The 21,041-nt window shown below is 60.2% G+C and carries 20 protein-coding genes; 16 read left to right on the top strand and 4 right to left on the bottom strand.

Annotated elements, in window-relative coordinates; genetic code table 11:
• Positions 1-629 precede the first annotated feature (629 nt).
• The 4 genes from ASD01_RS22635 (at position 630) to ASD01_RS22620 (ending at position 4,619) form a co-directional block, all read left to right on the top strand.
• Entirely contained in the window at positions 630-929 is a 300-nt protein-coding gene (locus tag ASD01_RS22635; protein ID WP_156623692.1) for a DUF6634 family protein, read from the top strand.
• A gap of 1 nt (position 930) precedes the next feature.
• On the top strand, positions 931-2,775 hold the full coding sequence (locus ASD01_RS22630) for an AAA family ATPase (RefSeq protein ID WP_060644472.1): 1,845 nt from the start codon (positions 931-933) through the stop codon (positions 2,773-2,775).
• A 192-nt stretch (positions 2,776-2,967) separates the two neighbouring features.
• Positions 2,968-3,732 carry a hypothetical protein gene (locus tag ASD01_RS22625; protein ID WP_143106298.1) on the top strand — a complete coding sequence of 255 codons (765 nt, stop codon included), beginning with the start codon at positions 2,968-2,970 and terminating at the stop codon, positions 3,730-3,732.
• Positions 3,729-4,619 (top strand): hypothetical protein, encoded by an 891-nt coding sequence (locus ASD01_RS22620; protein WP_060644470.1) that lies wholly within the window; start codon positions 3,729-3,731, stop codon positions 4,617-4,619. Before ASD01_RS22625 ends, ASD01_RS22620 begins: the two co-directional genes overlap by 4 nt.
• Before the next feature lie 260 nt (positions 4,620-4,879).
• On the opposite strand, the gene ASD01_RS22615 is transcribed toward ASD01_RS22620, so the two are convergent.
• Both ASD01_RS22615 and ASD01_RS22610 read right to left on the bottom strand, forming a co-directional pair.
• Positions 4,880-5,992, bottom strand: a complete 1,113-nt coding sequence (locus tag ASD01_RS22615) for an alpha/beta hydrolase (protein WP_244495294.1) — start codon at positions 5,990-5,992, stop codon at positions 4,880-4,882.
• A 194-nt stretch (positions 5,993-6,186) separates the two neighbouring features.
• Complete coding sequence (locus ASD01_RS22610) at positions 6,187-6,657, bottom strand: cyclophilin-like fold protein (protein ID WP_060644479.1); 471 nt, start codon at positions 6,655-6,657, stop codon at positions 6,187-6,189.
• 446 nt (positions 6,658-7,103) lie between these two features.
• On the opposite strand from ASD01_RS22610, the gene ASD01_RS22605 reads away from it, so the two are divergent.
• Positions 7,104-8,564, top strand: a complete 1,461-nt coding sequence (locus ASD01_RS22605; protein ID WP_060644469.1) for an adenylate/guanylate cyclase domain-containing protein — start codon at positions 7,104-7,106, stop codon at positions 8,562-8,564.
• Here ASD01_RS22605 and ASD01_RS22600 read toward each other — a convergent pair.
• On the bottom strand, positions 8,524-9,420 hold the full coding sequence (locus ASD01_RS22600; protein ID WP_060644468.1) for a LysR family transcriptional regulator: 897 nt from the start codon (positions 9,418-9,420) through the stop codon (positions 8,524-8,526). The genes ASD01_RS22605 and ASD01_RS22600 overlap by 41 nt on opposite strands.
• 153 nt (positions 9,421-9,573) lie before the next feature.
• On the opposite strand from ASD01_RS22600, the gene ASD01_RS22595 reads away from it, so the two are divergent.
• The 7 genes from ASD01_RS22595 to ASD01_RS22565 all read left to right on the top strand — a co-directional run bounded on the left by ASD01_RS22595 (position 9,574) and on the right by ASD01_RS22565 (position 16,528).
• Positions 9,574-10,020, top strand: a complete 447-nt coding sequence (locus ASD01_RS22595; protein ID WP_060644467.1) for a (2Fe-2S)-binding protein — start codon at positions 9,574-9,576, stop codon at positions 10,018-10,020.
• 13 nt (positions 10,021-10,033) lie between these two features.
• Entirely contained in the window at positions 10,034-12,280 is a 2,247-nt protein-coding gene (locus ASD01_RS22590; RefSeq protein ID WP_156623691.1) for a xanthine dehydrogenase family protein molybdopterin-binding subunit, read from the top strand.
• The gene (locus tag ASD01_RS22585; protein WP_060644466.1) at positions 12,277-12,651 is read left to right on the top strand and encodes a c-type cytochrome; all 375 of its coding nucleotides are present in this window, start codon (positions 12,277-12,279) and stop codon (positions 12,649-12,651) included. Before ASD01_RS22590 ends, ASD01_RS22585 begins: the two co-directional genes overlap by 4 nt.
• 187 nt (positions 12,652-12,838) lie before the next feature.
• Positions 12,839-14,029, top strand: coding sequence for an MFS transporter (locus tag ASD01_RS22580; protein ID WP_060644465.1), 1,191 nt, complete (start codon positions 12,839-12,841; stop codon positions 14,027-14,029).
• Complete coding sequence (locus ASD01_RS22575) at positions 14,026-14,475, top strand: cyclophilin-like fold protein (protein WP_244495293.1); 450 nt, start codon at positions 14,026-14,028, stop codon at positions 14,473-14,475. The genes ASD01_RS22580 and ASD01_RS22575 overlap by 4 nt, the downstream gene beginning before the upstream one ends.
• Before the next feature lie 22 nt (positions 14,476-14,497).
• Complete coding sequence (locus ASD01_RS22570; protein ID WP_060644464.1) at positions 14,498-15,514, top strand: zinc-dependent alcohol dehydrogenase family protein; 1,017 nt, start codon at positions 14,498-14,500, stop codon at positions 15,512-15,514.
• 87 nt (positions 15,515-15,601) lie between these two features.
• Positions 15,602-16,528 (top strand): XdhC family protein, encoded by a 927-nt coding sequence (locus ASD01_RS22565; RefSeq protein WP_060644463.1) that lies wholly within the window; start codon positions 15,602-15,604, stop codon positions 16,526-16,528.
• An 11-nt stretch (positions 16,529-16,539) separates the two neighbouring features.
• On the opposite strand, the gene ASD01_RS22560 is transcribed toward ASD01_RS22565, so the two are convergent.
• Positions 16,540-17,409: an MBL fold metallo-hydrolase gene (locus ASD01_RS22560; protein ID WP_082584679.1), complete on the bottom strand. Its 870-nt coding sequence runs from the start codon at positions 17,407-17,409 to the stop codon at positions 16,540-16,542.
• A 433-nt stretch (positions 17,410-17,842) separates the two neighbouring features.
• On the opposite strand from ASD01_RS22560, the gene ASD01_RS22555 reads away from it, so the two are divergent.
• The 4 genes from ASD01_RS22555 (at position 17,843) to ASD01_RS22540 (ending at position 21,035) form a co-directional block, all read left to right on the top strand.
• Entirely contained in the window at positions 17,843-18,598 is a 756-nt protein-coding gene (locus ASD01_RS22555) for an SDR family NAD(P)-dependent oxidoreductase (protein WP_060644461.1), read from the top strand.
• Positions 18,599-18,661: 63 nt separating this feature from the next.
• Positions 18,662-19,672 carry a LysR family transcriptional regulator gene (locus ASD01_RS22550; protein ID WP_082584678.1) on the top strand — a complete coding sequence of 337 codons (1,011 nt, stop codon included), beginning with the start codon at positions 18,662-18,664 and terminating at the stop codon, positions 19,670-19,672.
• A gap of 239 nt (positions 19,673-19,911) precedes the next feature.
• Positions 19,912-20,388 carry a DUF6152 family protein gene (locus tag ASD01_RS22545; RefSeq protein WP_244495292.1) on the top strand — a complete coding sequence of 159 codons (477 nt, stop codon included), beginning with the start codon at positions 19,912-19,914 and terminating at the stop codon, positions 20,386-20,388.
• Between the two features lie 152 nt (positions 20,389-20,540).
• Complete coding sequence (locus ASD01_RS22540; RefSeq protein ID WP_060644459.1) at positions 20,541-21,035, top strand: hypothetical protein; 495 nt, start codon at positions 20,541-20,543, stop codon at positions 21,033-21,035.
• Positions 21,036-21,041: the final 6 nt, after the last annotated feature.

Below are 21,041 nucleotides of genomic sequence, written 5' to 3'. Positions count from 1 at the left end.
CGTACCTGTCTCAACGTCCATTAGTCCCTCCTAAGGTCTGAAAGGGGGACCAGTTTTAGGTGTCGCTACCGGACCAGTTTTACATGTCGCCTGACAACGGTGAACCGTGTGTGAATCTTGATGGCACTGCTAGCTTGCAGCCTGCCGGAGATCCTTTGCGCTCGGATGACCAAAAGATTGAGCCGGCGCGGTGAACGGGACAGCGCAGAGAAACTGCGAAGGAACGAGAGCGTCCCAAAGCATTGACTATGGGTCTTTATGGGGGCTCCTGGACGAGGTGTCTGAAGACATGAATTCTTACCATTCTGATCCGGATGCTGCGACGGTGGTCGGCCACCCCTAGTATTCCGGATGGGCGGTTGGTCGCCGAGGCCAATTGCAACATCCGCGAGGCTCCTAGGAGATAGCCAAGCCGGTTCAGTCTGTTGGCGGCCGGGGGCTTCTTGTCTGCGTCATAAAGACGGAGGATTCGCAGGGAAAAGACTCTTTGACAATTGGCTGGTCCTCAAGCCGACGCGCTGTTCTCCCACGGGAGGCAGCACGGGGCCTTTGTGTGGCTCCCCTGCGGGATAGCTTTTCCCGCAAGTAAGTTATCCCCGCAGCAGAATGTAACCACGAGGAATGCATCCTTGACCTTTCGATTCGATTGCCCGGCAACGGTATTGCAACTGTTGGATGATCTTAGGAAACTTGACGATGGCACCCTGGACGTGGCCTCTGTCCTTGCCCATGCGCCAGAGATAAGCGACTACAAACTGGTTCTCGGCTGGTCGCACGCTCTCAGCGGAGTTGTCCAGGGCCATCCCCGTCTGCAGGACGGGAACAAGGTCATCACGAGCCAGCTCTACTATCTCGATCCGCTATTAGGACTCGCGCGGACGATGAACCGCTGGTACCGGCTCGGGGGCTCCGTCCGTGAGGGACACTAATATGAGCAGCCGGGATGCGCGGGACCGCTTCCGCAACCTGGTCAAAGAACCGTCCAGATACCTAGCATACCGGGGCTTGCGCGCGGCGCTAGTGAAAGCCGGCCGATCGCTGCGTTCTGTTTCCGACGGGTTTGTCATCTTCGTGGTTCCTGACGGCTATCGCGCACATGACTATGAACTCGCTGCGTATGCAATGATTGGAGCCGACAGTGATGAGTGGGCGCCGCGTCCCGGGGTGCGCCTGGCCAATCCGCCAAGGAAGAAGGGCAACTCCAACGAGTCCATAACAGTGTTCGGCCTTCACGGACTGGCGGTCTTGATCGCCAGGAGCATTGACGAGGTTCCAAAGGACGTTTGGTTCGCGGCTCTCGCGCAGATGTTTGTCGAGCTCCCGGCTCATAGTCACATTCATGCGGCGCGACGGCTTTCGGGGAGACCTCCGATTTCGGAAGAACACGCTCTTCTGCTCGTTGGGAAACCGCAAAAAATCGTGATTGCGGCAATCCTCAAAAAGGACCTTGGGACTCAGGAGGTCTACCTCCTCGAAGAGCTGGAACGTCCTGACATAGAGGGCCCGAACCTCTTCGAACTGCCCGGATATCAAGAAGCGAAGCTCTGGGCCAAAAGACTGCGTTCCGACGTCGCGCTATGGCGAGCCGCGACGCTGCCGTGGAAGGAGGTCGGTAGCAGTGCGCTTCTCTCCGGCTCACCGGGTACAGGCAAGACGTTCTTTGCATCCGCACTGGCGAAAGCGCTGGGCGTGAGGCTGATCCCCACGACCATTGGAGAATGGCAGTCGGCGGGACATCTTGATGACACGCTGCGGGCGATGAGGACCTGTTTCGAGGACGCGAACGACGGTCGAGGCGCAGTGCTCTTCATAGACGAAATCGACAGCATCGGCTCGCGGTCAGCCAGTTCCGCCGGCGACAGCAACAGCCACTATTGGCGAATCGTTCTGAACGAGTTTCTAAACCTTCTATCCACCCTGGGCGAGGGCGTCATAGTGATTGGCGCCACAAACTTCCCGGACTGCATCGACCCAGCAGTCAAGCGCGCCGGTCGACTGGAGCATCATTTCACGCTGCCGCTTCCGGACAAAAACACGCGAGCCGAGATCTTGAACTACCATGCAGAAGGCAGCTTCCCGCTCGAATTGCTGGCGGAGATAGCCGAACATCTGGAAGGCAAGTCCGGTTCTGCGCTGGAACAGCTCGTTCGGGATGCGCGGAAGAAGGCACGGGACGAGGATCGAGAGCTGGAACTGAAAGACCTCAGAGCTCAGCTTCCCGAAAGGATAAGCTATACGCCGGAAGAGTTGCTCCGCCTCGCGGTGCACGAGGCCGGTCATGCCTTGGTCTCACTTTCAGTCGGGTACGCGACGAGCGCCACGATCGAAATCAAGGACTCGTTCGATCCATCGGCTTCGGGGTACCTTGGTGGCATGGCTACCTACGAGCTGACAGAGGACAATCTCCCGACAGAAACGAGCCTTCGCAATCGCATTGCGGTGTCTCTTGCCGGAATGGCGGCAGAGGCCGCGGTGTTCGGGGATAGGTCTGTTGGATCGGGCGGCGTCATGGGCAGCGATATCGAGCGTGCGACGTCACTCGCTCGACGAATGGTCGGCACTTACGGGTTCGGCTCGCATCCTATCTTCTTGGGGACCGTCCAAGATCTCATCGACACGCCGTTGCCTGAACGCTTCGAGAATGAGGTCGTTGATATTGTCGGCGTTCAGTATGATCGAGTCCTGAAAATGCTCTCTGACGAGCGGGATCGAGTCCTCTCCCTTGCTACGGAGGCGGTCAACCATCGTGCCCTCAAGATAGAACGCGGGGGATAGCAAATGCGGCGCTGCAACGGGTGAAGGTTCGGTTGACGTCGTGTCTTCCAGAAGCCGTCGGGGAGGGCATCGCCACCGCGATGGCGATCCTGCCGGCCCGTGGGTGAACCCTCCGATGCCAACGCCCGAACGGAGTGGAAACTGCTTCCGGTTAGAGCGTGTCCTAGATCAAGGATTCAAATGGAGGGCTCGATGCGCGTTCTGAAGACGGATCTTCGTAATGTGACCGTCGTCGTCATCGACCTTGCGGAAACTGCGGCGAGCCTTGAGGCGGCTTTTGCAGCGGCGGGTGCGGCCCCTTTTGTCGTGAGCGATCTCCAGTCAAGCCGAAGGCTTGGCCCGAGTTTTCTTCCGGACGTCGTGGTGATGGATGCTGGGACCATTGCCGATCGAGGTGGTCGAGGCAGCCGTTCGGGGAATCAAGGGGCGTGCTCTAGGAGGCATTACGAAATCGTGAGCACGTCGGTGGTTCGGTCAACCGTCACACAGCCCGTGAAAGGCTTATGGCCACTTTCCCCAACCCCGATCGGAAGTGCGGAGAACATGGACGCCAGAATACTCAAACAGGTTCACCAATCCCGCAACGCCAGCAGGCAGGAGATCGCGGACGGCCTTGTAGAGACGATCGTTCAGATCGGCGGGGAGCCCTTAACGGTCAGAAGGGCACGGGACGAACTGAGCGCAGTGCTCCGGAAGGCCCGAAACGGTATCCCTCAGCTCATCGGCGGTCCCAAGACAAACGAAGACATGGCAGTGGTGATCTCCCTGAAGGATCTTGCCGAGCTTGTTACCGCTGCATGTCAGGGAGAGAGCCTTGGCGAGGCTCTCGATGCTATCGGCTTCAAACCGTATCCGGGCGATCGCATCATCGTTGGACAAGGGCGCAAGAGTGAGCTGGGCCAACTTGTCCGCGGAAATCCTGCTCGAAGCGTGAGAAAGAAGGGATTCGAGCCATGAGCCTGATCACCGGTCTACGCGATCTATACCCGCACCTGGGGTTCGACGACCGTCCATTGGCGGCCTCATGCGACGATGGGTGGCTGGGCATCTTGCACGCATTCTTGGGCGACGCTGACAAAGCCATGGCTGCAGGAGGGACGTTCATGCTCCAGCAGGTGAAGGAGAAGATGGGGGGGCTGCACATGCACTATGCCACGGCAGACGTCGCACCTGATGCTCGCCGTGCGATCGACGATGCCCACCGGCTGGCATCGACGCGCTCCTTTCACATCTGCGAAATCTGCGGGCGCCGTGGGCGCCTGAACAACTTCAGTGGCCTGTGGAAGGTAGTCTGTACTGAGCATGCTGATGGGGAGTTCGGCAAGGGCGTTCCTTTCGAAAGCCCTTTCGATGCCCACGATACTTACTGCCCCGAGGCAGACCCGTTCGTAGCCGCTCGGCCGACGGCTGCCGAGTACGATGCCGCTCCTATCATTGAGGGGTGGCTGATCGAGGAGCAGGCCGAGGGCGGTCTGCGCCCGTGGCTATACGGATGGTTCTTCGGGCACTCCGATATCGGCGACGGTGAACACGGGCACACGTCTCCCATGGTACAGATGGACGAAATCCCGCCCCCGCGATGGGTTCGGACGGACAACCGGCTCTATCGACTTGGCACCTATTACCCTCCGGCCGAGCGCGAGATCCGCTACTGGACGCAGAAGTTGGCCCGACGCCCTGTTGTCCCCAGCGAGCCTCCCGGTGGCAGCGACGACGTCGAGGCGATGTTGCTCTTCCTCCGCTCCACCGGGCGCTTGCGATCGATGAAGATCGACCGCATGGAACACGCTTACCGAGCGGAGAAGGAAGCCGCGCGAATAGCCCGCGAGAATGTGCCGACTTAGATTGGATCGCGCCGCTTCCGCGCGTCGGCCAAACTACAGAGCGGTATCGAGTCGATCATTTGTGAAAACGCAGGGAAGTGGGCTCCGAAGAACTCGGAAAACAGAGCCTTGGAGAAGGAATTTGCGGGTCGCGGTCTGTGTCCCCGACTGCCGATGGCGACGCGCGCAACGGTCCTTAGTCCTTGGCCACCAGGTGCGGGCGACTGGCAAATGAAGGCGGCACGGTCGATCGAACGTTGCCGCCCTCGCTGATATCCATGCTATGCGAGGTGCTGACCGAAGAACGAGCGCAGCTTATCAAATGGGATCAGGTCTACGCGATCGTAGAGGTCGACATGGCCGGCTCCCTGGACCCACAGCAATTCCTTTGGTTCGGCGCCGCGATTGTAGGCGTCCTGGCTGAACTGCTTCGAATGTGCCTGATCGCCAGAGATGAAGAGCATCGGACGCGGAGAGATGGTCTCGATGTCGTTGAACGGATAGAAGTTCATGAACTTGGTGTTGCTGGTGACCGTCGGCTTCGTCGTCCTCTGACCAGACGCGCCAGCCGGGGTATATTCACCGCGCGGCGTGCGATAGAAGTCGTAGAATTCGCGTTGAATGGGGTGGGTCGTCGCAGTCAGTTCAAGATCCGTGCCGCCGGCAACCTCGATCGCGCCGCCTTCGAATTCGGCGTAGCGCTTCTGCGCCGCCGCAGAAATGATCTCCTTGCGCTGCTCAACTGATAACGACTTGTTCAGAGCGTCGCGGTTGGCGGCACCCATGTCGTACATGCTGACCGTCGCGATAGCCTTCAGACGGGGATCGATTTTCGCCGCGCTGATGATGAAGCTGCCGCTGCCGCAAACGCCGATGCCGCCGATGCGCTCGCGATCGACAAAGGGTCGAGTGCCGAGGAAGTCGACCGCTGCGCTGAAGGCCTCCGCGTAGAGGTCAGGCGACACGGCATTGCGAGGTTCGCCCTCGCTCTCACCCCAGAAGGGGAGGTCGATCGCCATCGCCACGAAGCCCTTTTCGGCCATCTTCATTGCGTAAAGGGTGGCGCTCTGCTCTTTCACGGCACCCATCGGGTGTCCGACAACGATTGCCGGATGACGCATGGCACGGTCGAGGTTGTTCGGCAGGAACAGGTTGCCTGCGACGTTGAGTTGGTACTGCGTTTTGAACGTCACCTTTTCGCCCGTCACGCGGTCGCTCTTGTAGAAATTATCGGCACCTTTGGACATATCTTGCGCTCCTGCGAAGGGGATATTGAGGATCGACATCGCACTGAGGGCCGCCACGCCGACCCCGGCCGCCTTGAGCAAGTTCCGGCGGTCGACGTCGAGGTCGGATTCGGGGGGTTGCATTTCAAGGCTGTGGTCGTCAGTCATAGCTTGTCTCCATTTTGTCATTGCCGGTTCGGCGCCGGTGTTGGGTGAAACGCAGGCGACTCCATGCCGCCGCCAGTCGTCGGAACGGGACGCGCACTAAGAAGCGGATGTCGCACTTGCCGAGTGCGTTGCGATCAGGGTGATCTGCAGCACAAGCCGATGTGAACGCGCTGTGGGCTGCTTCGAGTTCCCGGTTACTGAAGGATCTCGACGGTTACCGGCTGCCCAGTCAGCTTGTTGAGCGTACCGAGCGAGGCCTTGTAGGTCCCGATGTGAAGCGTCTGGTCCGAGTAATCGATCCCGGCTGTATTGTAGTAGAAGCCGAGGTTCCCCCATGGGACAAAGTAGATGAGATCGCCGTCTTCGGGGTCGGATCCGGGCGAGCCGCTATGCTTGAGCTTGCGGGGAAGGTAGCTGATCTTTTCACGGCCGGCGAATTCCTCAAGCTCGAGTGTGAGCGGGAGCATCGAAAGGAAGTCGCGCACTGCTGGACTGTCCTCGCCTACCGTTACGTCCAACGTCGTCGCACCACCGGTGAACCGCACGACCGTGCCGATCACTGAAGGCGAGCTGAGATCCTTTGTTTGAGCAAAGGACATGGTGGGCAATGCGACAAAAAAGACCGCTAGCAAGAGCGCAACGATTTGACGATTGATCGTCGACATTCTTTCGGTCTCTCGACTGTTGGCACCGGCTCGCTGTTTCCGGAGCGGCATGCTCGGGCTTGAGGGGCACTTCTGCTCAAGCCGTTCGATGCCGACCAATATAACCGGTCGAAACGCATCCGATTACCTCTGTTGGTTCGCTTGCCGTCATGGGCGCAGTTCATGAGTGCCGTTCGGCGAAGGGGCGCTCATCAGGCGACTGATCGATCCACTCCATAAGCGCATGCGCATTTCCGGCGCTAATCGCGTAGCCAGATCGGAGATACTGTCTCTCCCAGGCTGATCGTTGACCGCCAGCAATCTCTGCGAAGCCACACAACCCAGCGAGACGAACGATGAGAGTACCATTTGAGCCAGTGTCGAAGCTTTGGAGGACAACGTTGCGATGCGTTGCCCAATTCCTCGGGCGCGCCCGACGTCGCCTCGAAGGTAAGGCAGTCGGCCCCTTGGTCTCCGCGGAGGCGCTCGGCGATGCTATCGATCGCGAAGTAAAAGAAGGCCTGGCCTACATGTTCTGGGGTCGGCTGGTCGCGCTCGGAACGCTCGCCCTGGGGGCGGTCCTTGCCGTGCCGCTCGACCGTTCGGGTCTTTATGTGGCTGCCATCGTCGCTTTCGGGCTGCTCAATGCCCTTTCCTTTGGCTTTGCCCGCAGCAGTCGCTTTGCGACAGTGGCGACATGGTCGTTCGTCGTCATCGACGCTGCGATATTGACCTACATCTTTGTCACGCCTTCGCCGTTCGCTGTCGAAGGCTGGACGTCCCAGCTCAATCTTCGCCTGCCGAATTTCCTATATCTGGGTGTGTTCCTGGTGAGCATGGCGCTCAGCTACTCGCCAGCTCTCGTCGTCTGGAGCGGCGCGGTTACCATCGTCGTCTGGAACATCGCCTACTGCTGGGTCGCAACGCGGCCCGATTCCATCGCATATGGGAGAGATTTGCTCGATGGCGGGTTGAGTGATGCTGAGATTATCGCGCTGGTGCTCGATCCGCGCTCCGTGAGCCTGATCAATCTCTCATATCAGACGATGTTCCTGGTGCTCGTGACGATTATCCTCGCGATCGCCGTTTGGCGCTCGCGCCGGCTTGTTCGCAAGCAGGTCGCGGCGGAGGCCCAGCGCAGCGCCTTGTCGCGATACTTCTCCCCGAACATCGTCCGCGAGTTGTCCAGCGGGACGAGCGGATTTGGAGAGCCTTCGCTCCAGACGGCCGCAATCCTCTTTGCCGACATGGTGGGCTTCACCAGGATTTCAGAGGGGCTTGCACCAGAGGATCTCGTCAAGCTGCTGAAGGAGTATCACGCACGTCTGGCGACGGTTGCCTTTGCCCACGGGGGGACCGTGGACAAATACATCGGAGACGAAATCATGGTGCATTTTGGCACCCCTCGTCCCCGGAAGGACGATGCTGCGCGAGCGCTCGCTTGCGCGCGGGACATGCTGGAGCAGATCCGGCAGTGGAACGAACAGCGTCTCGCTTCTGGCGAATACCCAATCGAGGTCGGCATCGGCGTCCATTACGGCGAAGTCATCGTCGGAAACATCGGAGACGAGCGTCGCCTCGAATACACGGTGCTGGGCGACACGGTGAATGTTGCGAGCAGGCTCGAACGGCTGACGCGCACCATCGGGACTTCCCTTGCGGTCAGCGAGGATCTGCTGATCGCGGCACAGGCGCAAAGCGCGGCGAATTTAGCGCCTACAATGGAGGAGCTGCAGCCCGATCAGATGCACTTCGTGCGCGGGCGTCGGCGACCGGTCGCCGTCTGGTACCTTCCGCGGGCGCACAGAGCAGGAAGGCGAGGCGGCCGTCAGCACTCGGTCCCGTCACAGTCGAAGCAAGTGGATCGAATCCTTCCTGTCACCGGAACTACGACCTTTGATATCTCAAGGCGTCTACCACCACCTTGAATGCCGGCGAGTTCTGATGCCGGCTTGGATAGTAGATATAGTAGCCGGGGAATGGCGGCGACCAGTCGGAAAGCAGCGCGACCAAACGGCCTGCTTCGATATGTTCAGTCGCCAGATCCTCCGGCAAGAAGGCTATCCCATGACCTGCAAGCGCGGCGTCTACCATGGGATAGGACGTGTTGAACGTGAGTTGCCCGTCGATTCTGACGCGAAGCTCCTGGCCGTCCTTCTCAAACTCCCAGATATAGAGACCTCCGCCGGTTGCCTGGCGCATGTTGATGCAGTCGTGTTGCATCAAATCCTGCGGGTGCTCTGGGATCGACCGATCTGCAAGATACTCCGGAGAGGCCACGGCAAGCATCCGCCAGTCGGGCCCGATCCTGACCGCAATCATGTCTTTTTCGATGCTCTCGCCGAGCCGAACGCCCGCATCGAAGCCGTCGTCGACAATGTTGCGCAGGCCATTGTCACGACTGAGCTCAATCTTGATATCAGGATATTTCGACAGGATCGGCTTCAGCTTGGGCCAGACGATGGTTTCGAGCGCATGATCCGACAGGGTGATTCTGATCGTACCCGACGGCGTGTCGCGCAACGCCGTAAGTGCCGCCAGATCGCTCCTGATTGCGGATATTCTCGGCGACAACGAATGAAACAAGCGATCCCCGGCTTCAGTCAAGGCAACGCTTCGCGTCGTCCTAGTCAGCAGTCTCAGCCCCATCCGGGTTTCGAGCCGCTTGATCGTATGACTGAGCGTCGACTGGGTTATGCCAAGCTTGGCGGCCGCCTTGGTGAAGTTGCGCTCCTCGGCAACGGCGAGGAACCATAGCAGGTCATTGAAGTCTTCCTTGGCCATCGATGTTCGCTTGTTCCGCTTCGGTCGATTTATGGTGCGTGTCGATAAATGTAAGCGAAGCATGGCGTCTAATCCATAGCCGTCTCCTTTGTTAGCGTCTGTGCTGAGACAGGTTTCGTTCGAGATCGTCGCGTGCACGCTAAGGAGACCGCCATGGAACTCACCATCAATGGGACCAAACACCAGGTCGACATCGAACCCGACACACCGCTGCTTTGGGTCCTTCGCGACGAACTCGCGATGACGGGCACGAAGTATGGTTGCGGACTCGCCCAATGTGGCGCCTGCACGGTGCTCGTAGACGGACAGGCGACACGGTCGTGCGTCACGCCCATCGAGAGCGTTGTCGGCGCCGACATCATGACGATCGAGGCAGTTGCTGATGACCCGGTAGGACAGAAGGTCGTTGAGGCGTGGGTCGCCAACCAGGTCGCCCAATGCGGCTACTGCCAGTCCGGCCAGGTCATGGCGGCCACGGCGCTTTTGAAGCAAACGCCAAAGCCGACGGACGAGGACATTGCCGGCGCGATGGTCAACCTCTGTCGCTGTGGCACCTACAACGCGATCGCGGCGGCTGTCCGCGATGCCGCGCAAGCTTGATCGGAGGTGCACCATGAACGACATGACACCCATCAATCCCGAGGTTCAAGCCAGCGAGAACGGCAAGCCCTTCAAGGTATCACGACGCGGCTTTCTTGGCGCATCGCTCGGCGCGCTTGTTCTCGGAGTCACACTCCCGGCGGGCCGGACCCGCGCGCTTGCGGCCGCTCCCACGCCCGTCACGCCTGGCTCCCGGGTCGCGGCATTCCTGGAAATCCGGCCCGACAGCACGGTTCTTTTCCGCAGTGCCTTCATCGAAGGAGGACAGGGGATCTTTACCGCCATGGCGCAGATCGTCGGCGAGGAGCTGGACGTCGACCCGGCGAACTTCGTCGTGGAAGGCGCTCCCCCCGGCCCGGATTATCTCCTGACAGGCGGTGGGCGGTTCACGGGTGGCAGCATGTCGGTCCGCATGAGCTATGACACGATGCGCAAGCTCGGTGCATCTGCTCGGCATATGCTGCTGCAGGCGGCCGCGGCAAAGCTTGGCGTGCCGGCGTCCGAGCTTTCGACGGAACCGGGAAGAGTGGTCCACGCCGCTTCCGGTCGCTCAGTTCCCTATGGCGAGATAGCCGACGACGCAGCAAATTTGCCGTTGCCGGCTGATGTCACCCTTCGCGATCGAGCAAATTTCCGCTGGATTGGCAAACCTTTCGCGCGGCTTGACGCGCGCGACAAATCGACGGGCAAGGCGAAGTACTCGATCGACCAGACGATCGACGGCATGCTCCATGCGGCCGTCCAGCACAGCCCGCGCCTGGGCGGCGAGCCCGAGGTAATGCAGAACGAAGCGGACGTGCGAGGCATGCCTGGCGTTCACTCCATCCATAAGCTACCCGGCGCTGTTGCAGTGGTCGCCGACAGTTGGTGGCGTGCGCGCCGCGCTGTCGAGGCTTTGCAGGTGAGTTGGACAGAGGCTGCTTCCGGGGTGTCGCACCCGATGCCGGCGGACTTCTCGTCCGAAGCGCATATGGCGAAGTTGAAAGTCACATCCGGCGACGGCGTGGCCTTCGAAACGGAGGGCGATGCGGCTGGCGCGCTTGCGGGAGCGGCGCGTGTGGTCGAAGCGGTCTATGACGCACCCTATCTCGTGCATGGACAGCTTGAACCGCCATCGGCGCTCGCGCGCTGGAACGAGGATGGCACTCTCGAGCTATGGCTCCCCAACCAGGCACCGGAGATGTTCCAGGTCGATGCCGCGAAGGTCGCAGGCATTGCACCGGAGAAGGTCATCATCCACTCACCGATGCTGGGCGGTTTCTTCGGACGGCACTTTCTCTATCAGACGGCGAACCCTTATCCCCAGGCGATCCTGCTTGCCAAGGCGGTTGGACGTCCGGTCAAGCTGCTCTGGAGCCGTGAGGAAGAATTCCTGCGCGATGCGCTCCGGCCGATGGCTGCGGTTCGTTTCCGCGGCGGACTTGATGCCAGCGGCACGCCAGTGGCGCTCTCAGCCGTTGCGGTCGGAGAGGGGCCCACGGGCCGGTGGTTCGGTCGCCAACCCGACAAGGTCGACAGTTCCGCCGTCGAGGGGATCGCCGGCAAGGTCTACGCGATCCCCAACCGACGTGTCGGCCAGATCCATGTTGACGACCCCGCGATCATCGGCTTCTGGCGTTCTGTCGGCCATTCGATGAACGACTTTTTCTACGAAACGTTCTTCGACGAGATGGCGGATGCAGGTCAGCAGGATCCTTATGAGCTGCGCCTGCGTCTCCTGGCCGGAAGTCCACGTCACAAGACGCTGCTGGAGGCCGTGGCTGATCTCTCCGGCGGGTGGAAGCGTGGACCGTTCGCTGCCGAAGACGGCACCCGGCGCGCGAGAGGCGTCGCCATGGCCTCGCCGTTTGGCAGCGAAGTGGCGACGATCGCCGAGGTGTCGTTGCGCGATGGTGAAATCGCCGTGCATGACGTTTGGGTGGCGATCGATCCCGGCAGCATCGTCAATCCTGCAATTATCGAAGCGCAGATGAACTCGGCCGTTGCCCTTGGACTTTCATCGGCGCTGCTTGAGGAAGTCGTCTACGTAGACGGCGTGCCGCAAGCACGAAACTACGACGGCTATCAGATCCTAACGCTAGACCGCATGCCGCGGGTTCATGTCCGGATCGTCGAGAGCGGTGCGCCCATGGGTGGTATTGGCGAGCCAGGTCTGCCCGGCGTTCCGCCGGCCGTAGCCAATGCCCTCTCAGTCCTCGCCGGCAATCGTGTCCGAAGCCTGCCTATGTCCAAACTCGATCTCAAGGAGGTTGACGGTTGAAGACGTTCGTTCTGGCCTCCTTGGCTTCTCTCATCGTGGCCGGTGGTGTTAGGCCTGCCTATTCCCAGGAGACTGATGCCGCACGAGGCGAGCGGCTGTTCCAGCAACGCTGCGGTGCATGCCATCAGCTTGCCACCACTCGCAACGGCGTTGGGCCCCATCTGCAGGGCGTTATCGGAAGGACCGCCGGAAGTGACGAGAGCTTCAAATATTCACCCGCCCTCAAGGCTTCCGGAGTGACGTGGACGGCGGAAACGCTGGATACGTTCCTGACAAACCCGGGCGCGATGGTCCGGGGCACGCGCATGACGCAACGCTTCAACAACGTGGAAGAGCGGCGTGCAATCATTGAATTGCTCGGCTCGCGCTAGGAACAGGAAGCAAGCATGCGTGGTGGCGGCGGCATAGTTCGGCGCCCCCACCACACGCTTCCCTGGTTCGCGGATTTATGGGCCTCTTCGATTAATGCAAGCGAACGATGTCGGCTAATTCGATTTCTTCCGTCGTGCTAGTCAGCTTCGCACGGGAGAAAACTCGCAGAACTGAAGGGCGAAACTAATGACCCACGTGATGTACGAAGAGACACTGACGAGACCCGCCGCGGCCTGGGGTGCCGTCGTCTCCATGGCACTTTGTGTCGCGGTACTGATCGCTTCAGAGTTCATGCCCGTCAGTCTCCTGACGCCGATTGCAAGCGATCTTGTCATGACGGAAGGCCAGGCAGGACAGGCAATTTCGATATCCGGGCTGTTCGCCGTGGTGACGAGCCTGTTCATTGCAGGGATCACCCGGAGCATCGATCGCAAGGTTGTCCTGTCATCGTTCTCGGTCTTGCTGGTCGCTTCAGGCCTCATCGTCACATTTGCCCCGAACTACACAGTCCTGATGATCGGTCGTGCACTGCTTGGGATTGCAATTGGCGGCTTCTGGTCGATGTCCACCGCAATTGTCATGCGCCTCCTGCCCGCCACCGCTGTGCCGAAGGGGCTTGCGATATTGAACGCTGGGAACGCGATTGCGGCGACGATATCCGCACCGCTGGGCAGCTTTCTGGGCGACTACATTGGATGGCGCGGAGCATTTTTCTTCGTGGTGCCTTTGGCCCTGATCGCGCTTGTCTGGCAGTGGCTGAGCATGCCCTCGCTGCCGCCTCGCCGACGTAGCGCCGCCGGCAATGTTTTCCGCCTGCTCAAGCGCAGACAAGTCGCGATCGGCATGACAGCAATCCTGCTGCTGTTCATGGGGCAATTTGCGCTCTTCACCTATCTCAGACCCTTCCTCGAGTCCGTTTCCGGCTACTCCGTTTCGGCCCTGTCTTTGGTGCTCTTGTTAATGGGACTCGCCGGCGTGGTAGGAACCTGGAGCATCAGTTCGCTGCTTTCGACGCGCCTTTACCCGATCGTGGTTGGTATTCCCCTTGTCATGGCAGCGATAGCTGCAATGCTGATTGCATTCGGCTCGGCGAAGATTGCCGTTGCCGCTCTCCTGATTGCCTGGGGCTTCTTTGGCACCGCCGCGCCCGTCGGCTGGGGAACCTGGTTGAGCAAGGTGCTCCACGATGATGCAGAGGCAGGCGGGGGCTTGCAGGTCGCCGTCATCCAGTTTGCCATTACCGTCGGCGCGGCTGCTGGCGGATTCCTGTTCGACTGGAGCGGATGGTGGAGTTCGTTCGCATTGGCAGCCATTCTCCTGCTTGGATCGTCGGCGGCAGGTCTTGCGGCGTGGATGGATTGGGAGCGTTCGAAATGAAACGGCAAGCCACCTCGATGACGCGCCGCACTCTGCTCGGCGCGGGTATCGTCGGCGCGGCCTTGCCGCATCTCGCATGGGCTAAGGAGCAGACACACATGAAGGCACGTTTCATCTTCGCCGATCACGACTTTACGGTGACACTAAATGATAATCCGTCTGCCCGTGACTTCGCCTCGATGCTTCCGCTGGATCTGACGTTCTCGGATTTCTCCAACGAGAAAATCGCCTATCTGCCGCGCAAGCTCCATCTTGAAGCAAGAGGATCTTTCCCCAACGCGGCTGCAGGCGACCTCTGCTACTACATCCCGTGGGGCAATCTTGCCTTCTTCCACGGCGATTACATCTCAACGAGAGATCTCATCCGGCTCGGTCGCATTGATGGCGCCATCGAGCCGCTGCTGACGCGCGGCGAGTTTCCGCTTCGCATCGAACGCCTGTCCTGACGCCATCGAAAGGGAGTGAAGCATGCTGGCTACGGTTCTGCACGGCAAAGGCGATATCCGTTGCGAGGAGGTCGCCGAACCAAAAATTCTCAAGCCCACCGACGCTATCATCAAGTTGGCTGCGTCCTGTGTTTGCGGCTCCGACTTATGGCCCTACCGTGGGCTCCAGCCGGTGGGCGGGCCGACACACATGGGCCATGAATATTGCGGCGTGGTCGTCGAAGTCGGCGACGACGTCAAGACGGTGAAACCAGGCCAGTTCGTCGTGGGATCATTCTGCATTTCCGACAACACGTGCCCCCACTGCCGCTTCGGTTTTCCGTCCTCCTGCGAACAGCGGGAGTTCATGTCTGGTGCGCAGGCGCCCTATGCCCGAATTCCGCTCGCTGATGGCACGTTGGTAGCGACCCCCGAAATGCCGTCCGACGACCTTATCGCGAGCTTGCTGGCCGTTTCGGATGTCCTTGGTACCGGCTGGTATGCCGCCGATGCGGCGCGGGTCCAGCCCGGGTCGACGGCCGTCGTCGTCGGCGACGGCGCGGTCGGCCTGATGGGCGTGCTCTCGGCCAAGCAAATGGGGGCTGAGAAGATTATCGCCATGAGCCGGCACAAGACTCGTCAGGATCTCGCGCTCGATTTCGGTGCCACGCACATCGTCTCGGAACGAGGCGACGAAGGTGTCGCACGGGTTAAGGAATTGACAGGCGGCGTGGGGGCTGAATCCGTTCTTGAATGCGTCGGAACGCAGGAGGCGATGACGCAGGCGATGAACTGCGCCCGTCCCGGGGGCCACATCGGCTTTGTCGGCGTACCGCATGGTGTCCAGATCGATGGTCAGACCCTGTTCTTCGCCCAGAAGAGCCTGATGGGCGGCCCGGCGCCCGTCCGCCGCTATCTCCCCTATCTCATGGAACTTGTGCTGAACCGTGAGATCAATCCGGGGAAGGTCTTTGATCTCGAGGTTCCCCTCGCTGACGTCGCCGAAGGTTACCGCGCGATGGATGAGCGTCGCGCAATCAAGGCCCTCCTACGCGTCTGAGAGCGAGGCAAGCTGTCGGGCGGGCTACTCCGCCTGGACTCTAACCTGGCGCCGAGGGGGCGGTGGCCGTCCAATCATGGAACTGATGTGAACGACAACCCGCTTCTAGTCTTGCCGACTCCTGCCAGAGCGCTTCTGACGGATGACCCCATTGAACTCCTCAAGTTTGCCGCTGAAGCATTCAAGGACTCGCAGGTAGCGATCGCAACACTCGTCGAAATCCGGGGCGGTGCCGCGCGATCACTCGGTTCACAGGTGATTGTTCTCGGCGATGGTCGCTTTGCCGGGTACGTTTCTGGAGGGTGCGTCGAAGCTGCCGTCGCCGCTGAAGCATTGCTTGCCATGGCAGAGGGTCGCGATCGAATTGTGCGCTTCGGCGATGGGTCCCCGTTCCTCGATGTTGTGCTTCCGTGCGGAGGAGGGATCACGGTTGCTATCCACGTCGTGCGGAGGATGGAAGAAGTCGAAAGGGCGCTCGAATCCTTGAGGCTACGACAGGCGACCGCTCTCAGATATTCGCCCGCCAGACAATCGCTGGTCCTGGCCGAACCGATGCAGCGTGCGGGATGGGTCGGTGACGACTTCCTGACCATCTATCGCCCCTCCACGAAAGTCGTCATCTCGGGACAGACGATCGAAGTGCGAAGCGTTGCGCGCCTCGCAGAATGTTCGGGGTTCGAGGTAACCGTTCTGGCACCGGAGAGGGGATCGCGTTTTATCGGAGACGTGGTCGATCCGTTTTCTGCCGTCCTGCTTCTTCACCATGACCTCGAACAAGAGATGCCGGTCCTTGACGCCGCGTTGCAAACCTCTTGCTTCTACCTCGGCGCTCTGGGGAGCAGGCGAACGCACCAGCGGCGCCTCAATCGGTTGCTCAGGCTAGGACACGGTGAACCCGAACTGGCACGCATCAAAGCGCCGATTGGTTTGTTCGGCCCGACCCGCGACTCTGCTTCGCTGGCACTTTCGATCCTCGCTGATGTTGCAGCGTCCCGCTCTGCGGCGTTCGGTTGATACTGCGCGGCTCACATGGGCAGCGGTAGAAAACGATAGCCTTCCCCGGCGCGTTCCACAATGCCCCAGCCTGGGAAAGGGAAATGGAAGAAGAAGGCGGGCATGGTCCTTGATGCCAAAAACTCCAGCACTTTGAGGCGTGTTTCGACACCGGCATCCGGGTCTGTGTCAAAGAGCATCCTGATGCGTGGGTAGGCGAGTTGACACGGGTGATGAATGATGTCGCCGACCACAAAAAGAAGCTCACTGCCGGAGCCGATCACAAAACTTGTATGTCCGACGGTATGGCCGGGTGTGTGCATCGCCGTGACGCCCGGGAAGGTTTCCTGGTCGTCGACGTGAAGTACCAATCGATCGAGATTGGGGTTCAGGTTGCGACGCGCAACCAGTGCCGAACGTTCTCCGCGTGTACCCAGGCGTTCGTCTGCCAGCCAGAATTCGACGTCACAAGGATGGAGATGAATTCTGGCATTCGGAAAATTCCGCTGCCCATCCGGGCGCATTATACCTCCGACGTGATCGAGATGTGCATGTGTGGGAATGATTGCGTCTACGCTCTCAGGCGCGATGCCTGCAGAGGTGAGCTCTGAACAAAGCGGGCTGGCGTTAGAATCTTTCGTCGGCGCCCCGGTTTCAAATATGGCGACGCGGCCCTGGCTTCTGATCGCAAGAACGTTCTGTTCAACGACAATGCTGCTCTCGGTCCAGAGGTCGCGAACCTTCACGTCGTCGGAAGATGCCGCGTCAAAGGCCTTTCGTGGTTCGCCGATGTCGAGCGGGCCTGCCGAAACCACACATAGTTCTAAATCCCCAACCTTGACGGCTCCTGCCGACACGATGGAGGCACGATGCACGTCTGTTGTGGCTTGCCTATGCCGCATGTGATCTCCTCTGCAGGCGGCCGACGAGCTGCGCTGTCGCCCCCGTCAGAAGTGCACGAAAAACCCGGTGACTCAATCCGGGCATATAAGCCCACGTTATCTCCGCAGTGCGCCGGTTGCGAGCAACGAAAAGTGGCGCGACGAATACTCGGCCCGCAAGGGGTATAACACAATGCAATACCATTTGGGCGACCAAAAAATTATGTAAGGCATTGATCCGTAAGAATATTTTCTGCCGCCTTCGTTTCCCGCTTCGGTTTCCCCGAAGTGGACGCTCGTCACCTGCGTTGACAAACGTTGGCTTCAAACGATTACCGTTGGTCTTGCCGGGCGCTGCGGGAGAAGGCTCCGCACGGAGGGCGATCGGTCAATGTCGCATAGCCTACTGGCGCCGATCCAAGCGGTGTTCTGTGCGTGGAATGGAGGAAATAGAATGAATCGATTTGAGGGCCGTACGGTCATTGTTACAGGTGCAGGAAGCGGTATCGGAGCTGCTTGCGTCCGGCGTCTGCATGCTGAGGGAGCAGACGTCGTTGCGGTCGACGTCACCAATGAGGCCGTCGATAAAATCATGTCGGAATTTGGCGGCAGCGCTCGCATCTCAGGGGCCGTGCTCGATGTCCGCGATCAGCATGCAGCCGAAACTTTGGCAATCCAGACGCGTGCGCGGCTCGGTCGGCTGAATGGACTGATCAACTGTGCTGGGATCACCGGCGTTGCGAGCGTTTTGGATGTCGAGCCCGAAAAGCTTGAGCGCGTCATGGCGGTTAATCTGGGGGGCACTGTCAACATGTGCCAGGCGTTCGTGCGTGCGGTGCGCGACGACACAGGGCCGCGCGCGATTGTAAACATCTCGTCAGGTGCCGGTGTCATGGGAGTACCCAATCGACTCCCATATGTGGCCTCGAAATTCGCGGTTTCGGGCATAACAAAGTCCATGTCGCCGGAACTGGGGCCGCTCGGCATCCGGGTCAACGCAGTGGCGCCGGGTATGACAAAAACGCCCCTGGTCGAATACATGCTGCAGGATCCGGCGGCCGTAGAGCGTATCAAGGCAGCGCATCCGATCGGCCGTATGGGTGAGCCGGAAGAGATTGCCGCAGTGATCGTGTTCCTTCTCACCGAGGATGCCAGCTTCATGACTGGCGCTGTCGTTTCGGTCGATGGCGGCCAGACTGCTTGCCTGTAGCGCTGCGGGTGGGCGAGCCGGTGCTGCCGTTTGTTGAGATGCGCTGATCTGAGGGCGTCGCAGATGCATCTGGTGCACAAGATCGATCCAAAGAAGTTGCTCTACCTTGCGACGATCATTGAGCACGGAAGCCTCAAGAGCGCGGCCCGCGCGTTGAACGTTTCTCAACCGGCGCTCTCCGGCTCGATGAACCGACTGGAAAGCGAGCTTGGGATACGAGCCTTTGAAAGAACCTCCAAAGGTGTCTTCCCAACGCCGCTTGGTGAAATCCTATACTGCCACGCTCGCCTTATTCGAGACGAGATCGGATTGGCGGAGCGCGCCTTGCTCAATGCTTGGGGCGGTGCGCCCGCCGCCGTAAGGCTTGGAAGTCTACCGAGCCTCGCGACCAGCGTGATGCCGCTTGCCCTACAAAGATGGGGGCAGGCTCATCCAGATCGCGAGTTGCAGATCGTAGAAAGTCCGCAGATCGATCTGCTTGTCGGCCTTCTGCGGAGGGAATTCGACTTCGTGATCGGCTTCACGGAGTGCTACGACCTCGAGGAGGGGTTGCGTCAGCGTGTGCTGTTTCGCGACAAGCTTCTTGTCATCGCGCGAAAAGGGCACCCGCTTGCCGGGCAGCTCGACGTCGATTGGCGCACGCTGGTTAGCTATCCTTGGGTCTTTCCTTCAGCGCGCCGGCCGCATGCCGTCCTCGGTGCGGCGCTCAGGTCCACGAACATTTCTCCACCTGAAAACGTGACCGTGTGCGGCTCCGTCACGTTGCTGAAGGCCGTAGTCGCGAACAGCGATCACTTGGCCGTACTACCATTGCACGCGGTGAACGAGGAGTTGGACGAGGGGCGGCTATGCAACATTCCGATTGATGCCACGGCGCTGGACCGCAACATCGCCCTCTATTTCAGGGAAGGGTATCAGATGGATGAAGCGAGCCGAGACCTGATAGCGATCGTCGAGCGGGTTGGACAAGAGATCTGTCAGCGAGGCTTGGCGACGCGAACCTCTGCCGTTGGTGCTGGAGGGAGCGGTCCCGCTATACGCCTGCATGATCCGGGAGAGCAGGACGGGCAATGATGCTTCGCCCTGACTACAGGTTCGCAAACCATCCTCCTGCGTATCCATGGTCAACGCACATAAGTGCGATCGATCGAACCGCGGTAATCCGACGCATCGCGCAGTGATACCTTTCATCCAGCCCGACGGTTGCGGTCGGTACTGGCTACGAAAGGGTTTATCAAATGGAGAGCATTTTCTCGCACACCCCCATGGGCATCCGGGGACTAAGGCGGCTAGCCAATTCAGGCATTGCTGCCATGATCGCACTGGCAACGGTTCTGGTGTCTCCTGCTGTCGCGCATCATGGATGGCCCGGGTTCGACACAGATCGCCTCGTCTATATCGCGGGAACGGTCTCTTCAGATGGTACCTGGGGTAACCCGCACTCGCTCTTCCATGTGACCTTGAACAGCAGCCTGCCTGCCGACACTCCCGAGCTGGCGATTCCGGAGCAGTTGCAAGATCCCGAGGACAGCATCCGGGTCAATGCCGCTCTCTCGTACAAAGGCCCCCACAAGGAGCTGGAAATCGTCATCGCGCCGCCGGCTTGGTCGGGCAGGTGGGGCCTGGGCCGTGCGCTGAAGGTCGGGGAACGCTTCCAGGCCGTCGGCTACATCAATCGGACAGATGACGGTCTGTTTCGACCAGTTGTGTTTTGGTACGGGGATGGCAACGTGCCCGTAAACCAGGTGCTCGGCAACACGCTCCCGGTACGAGCGCCGCTGCCGAACTAGGTTTTCTCGACGAATGCGGTACCACCCCGATTACAAGACAGAAGCCGCCGCGCAAGACGTAGCGGATTGGGTGGTGTTCGGGATCATCGTTGTAGCAGGTGCGGATAATATCCGCCGCCTGTGCCACTGCACGGGCCGGAATTGAACAGACTATGCTTGATTTTCTCAACTCGTTGCTGATGTTGTTGCAGGGCTCTGCGCTCGGCGGCTGGGTGCGGAATGCGCAGTATCTCTATCCCGTGCTTGACGCCACCCACATCATTGGGATTGCTGTCCTTGTCGGCCCGGCTTTCACCTTCGACCTCCGACTGCTGGGCGTCGGACACCGCGTCGTGTCCGTAACCACAGCCGCGCGCTATCTGCTGCCCGTCTCCCACGTCGGCCTGGCCATCGCCTTCGCCACAGGAATCGCACTGCTCAGCGCGCAGGCGACCTTGGTCGCTGGCGCGGGAGCTGCACCATGGAAATTCGGCCTGCTTATCCTCGCTGGCCTCAACGTGCCAGTGTTCCACTACGGCATCTACCGAAGCGTCGAGGAGTGGACGGATGCCGCCGTAACACCGGTCGCCGCCCGCGTCGCGGCAGGAGTGTCGATGATCGCATGGACGGGCGTGGTCTTCGCTGGTCGGCTCCTCGCCTACACCTGATCATCG

It is taken from the genome of Ensifer sp. Root423 (assembly GCF_001426275.1).
GTDB classification, from domain to species: Bacteria; Pseudomonadota; Alphaproteobacteria; order Rhizobiales; family Rhizobiaceae; genus Ensifer; species Ensifer adhaerens.
Note: the sequence above shows the minus strand (reverse complement) of the source record. Positions and strands in the feature narration are given on the sequence as shown.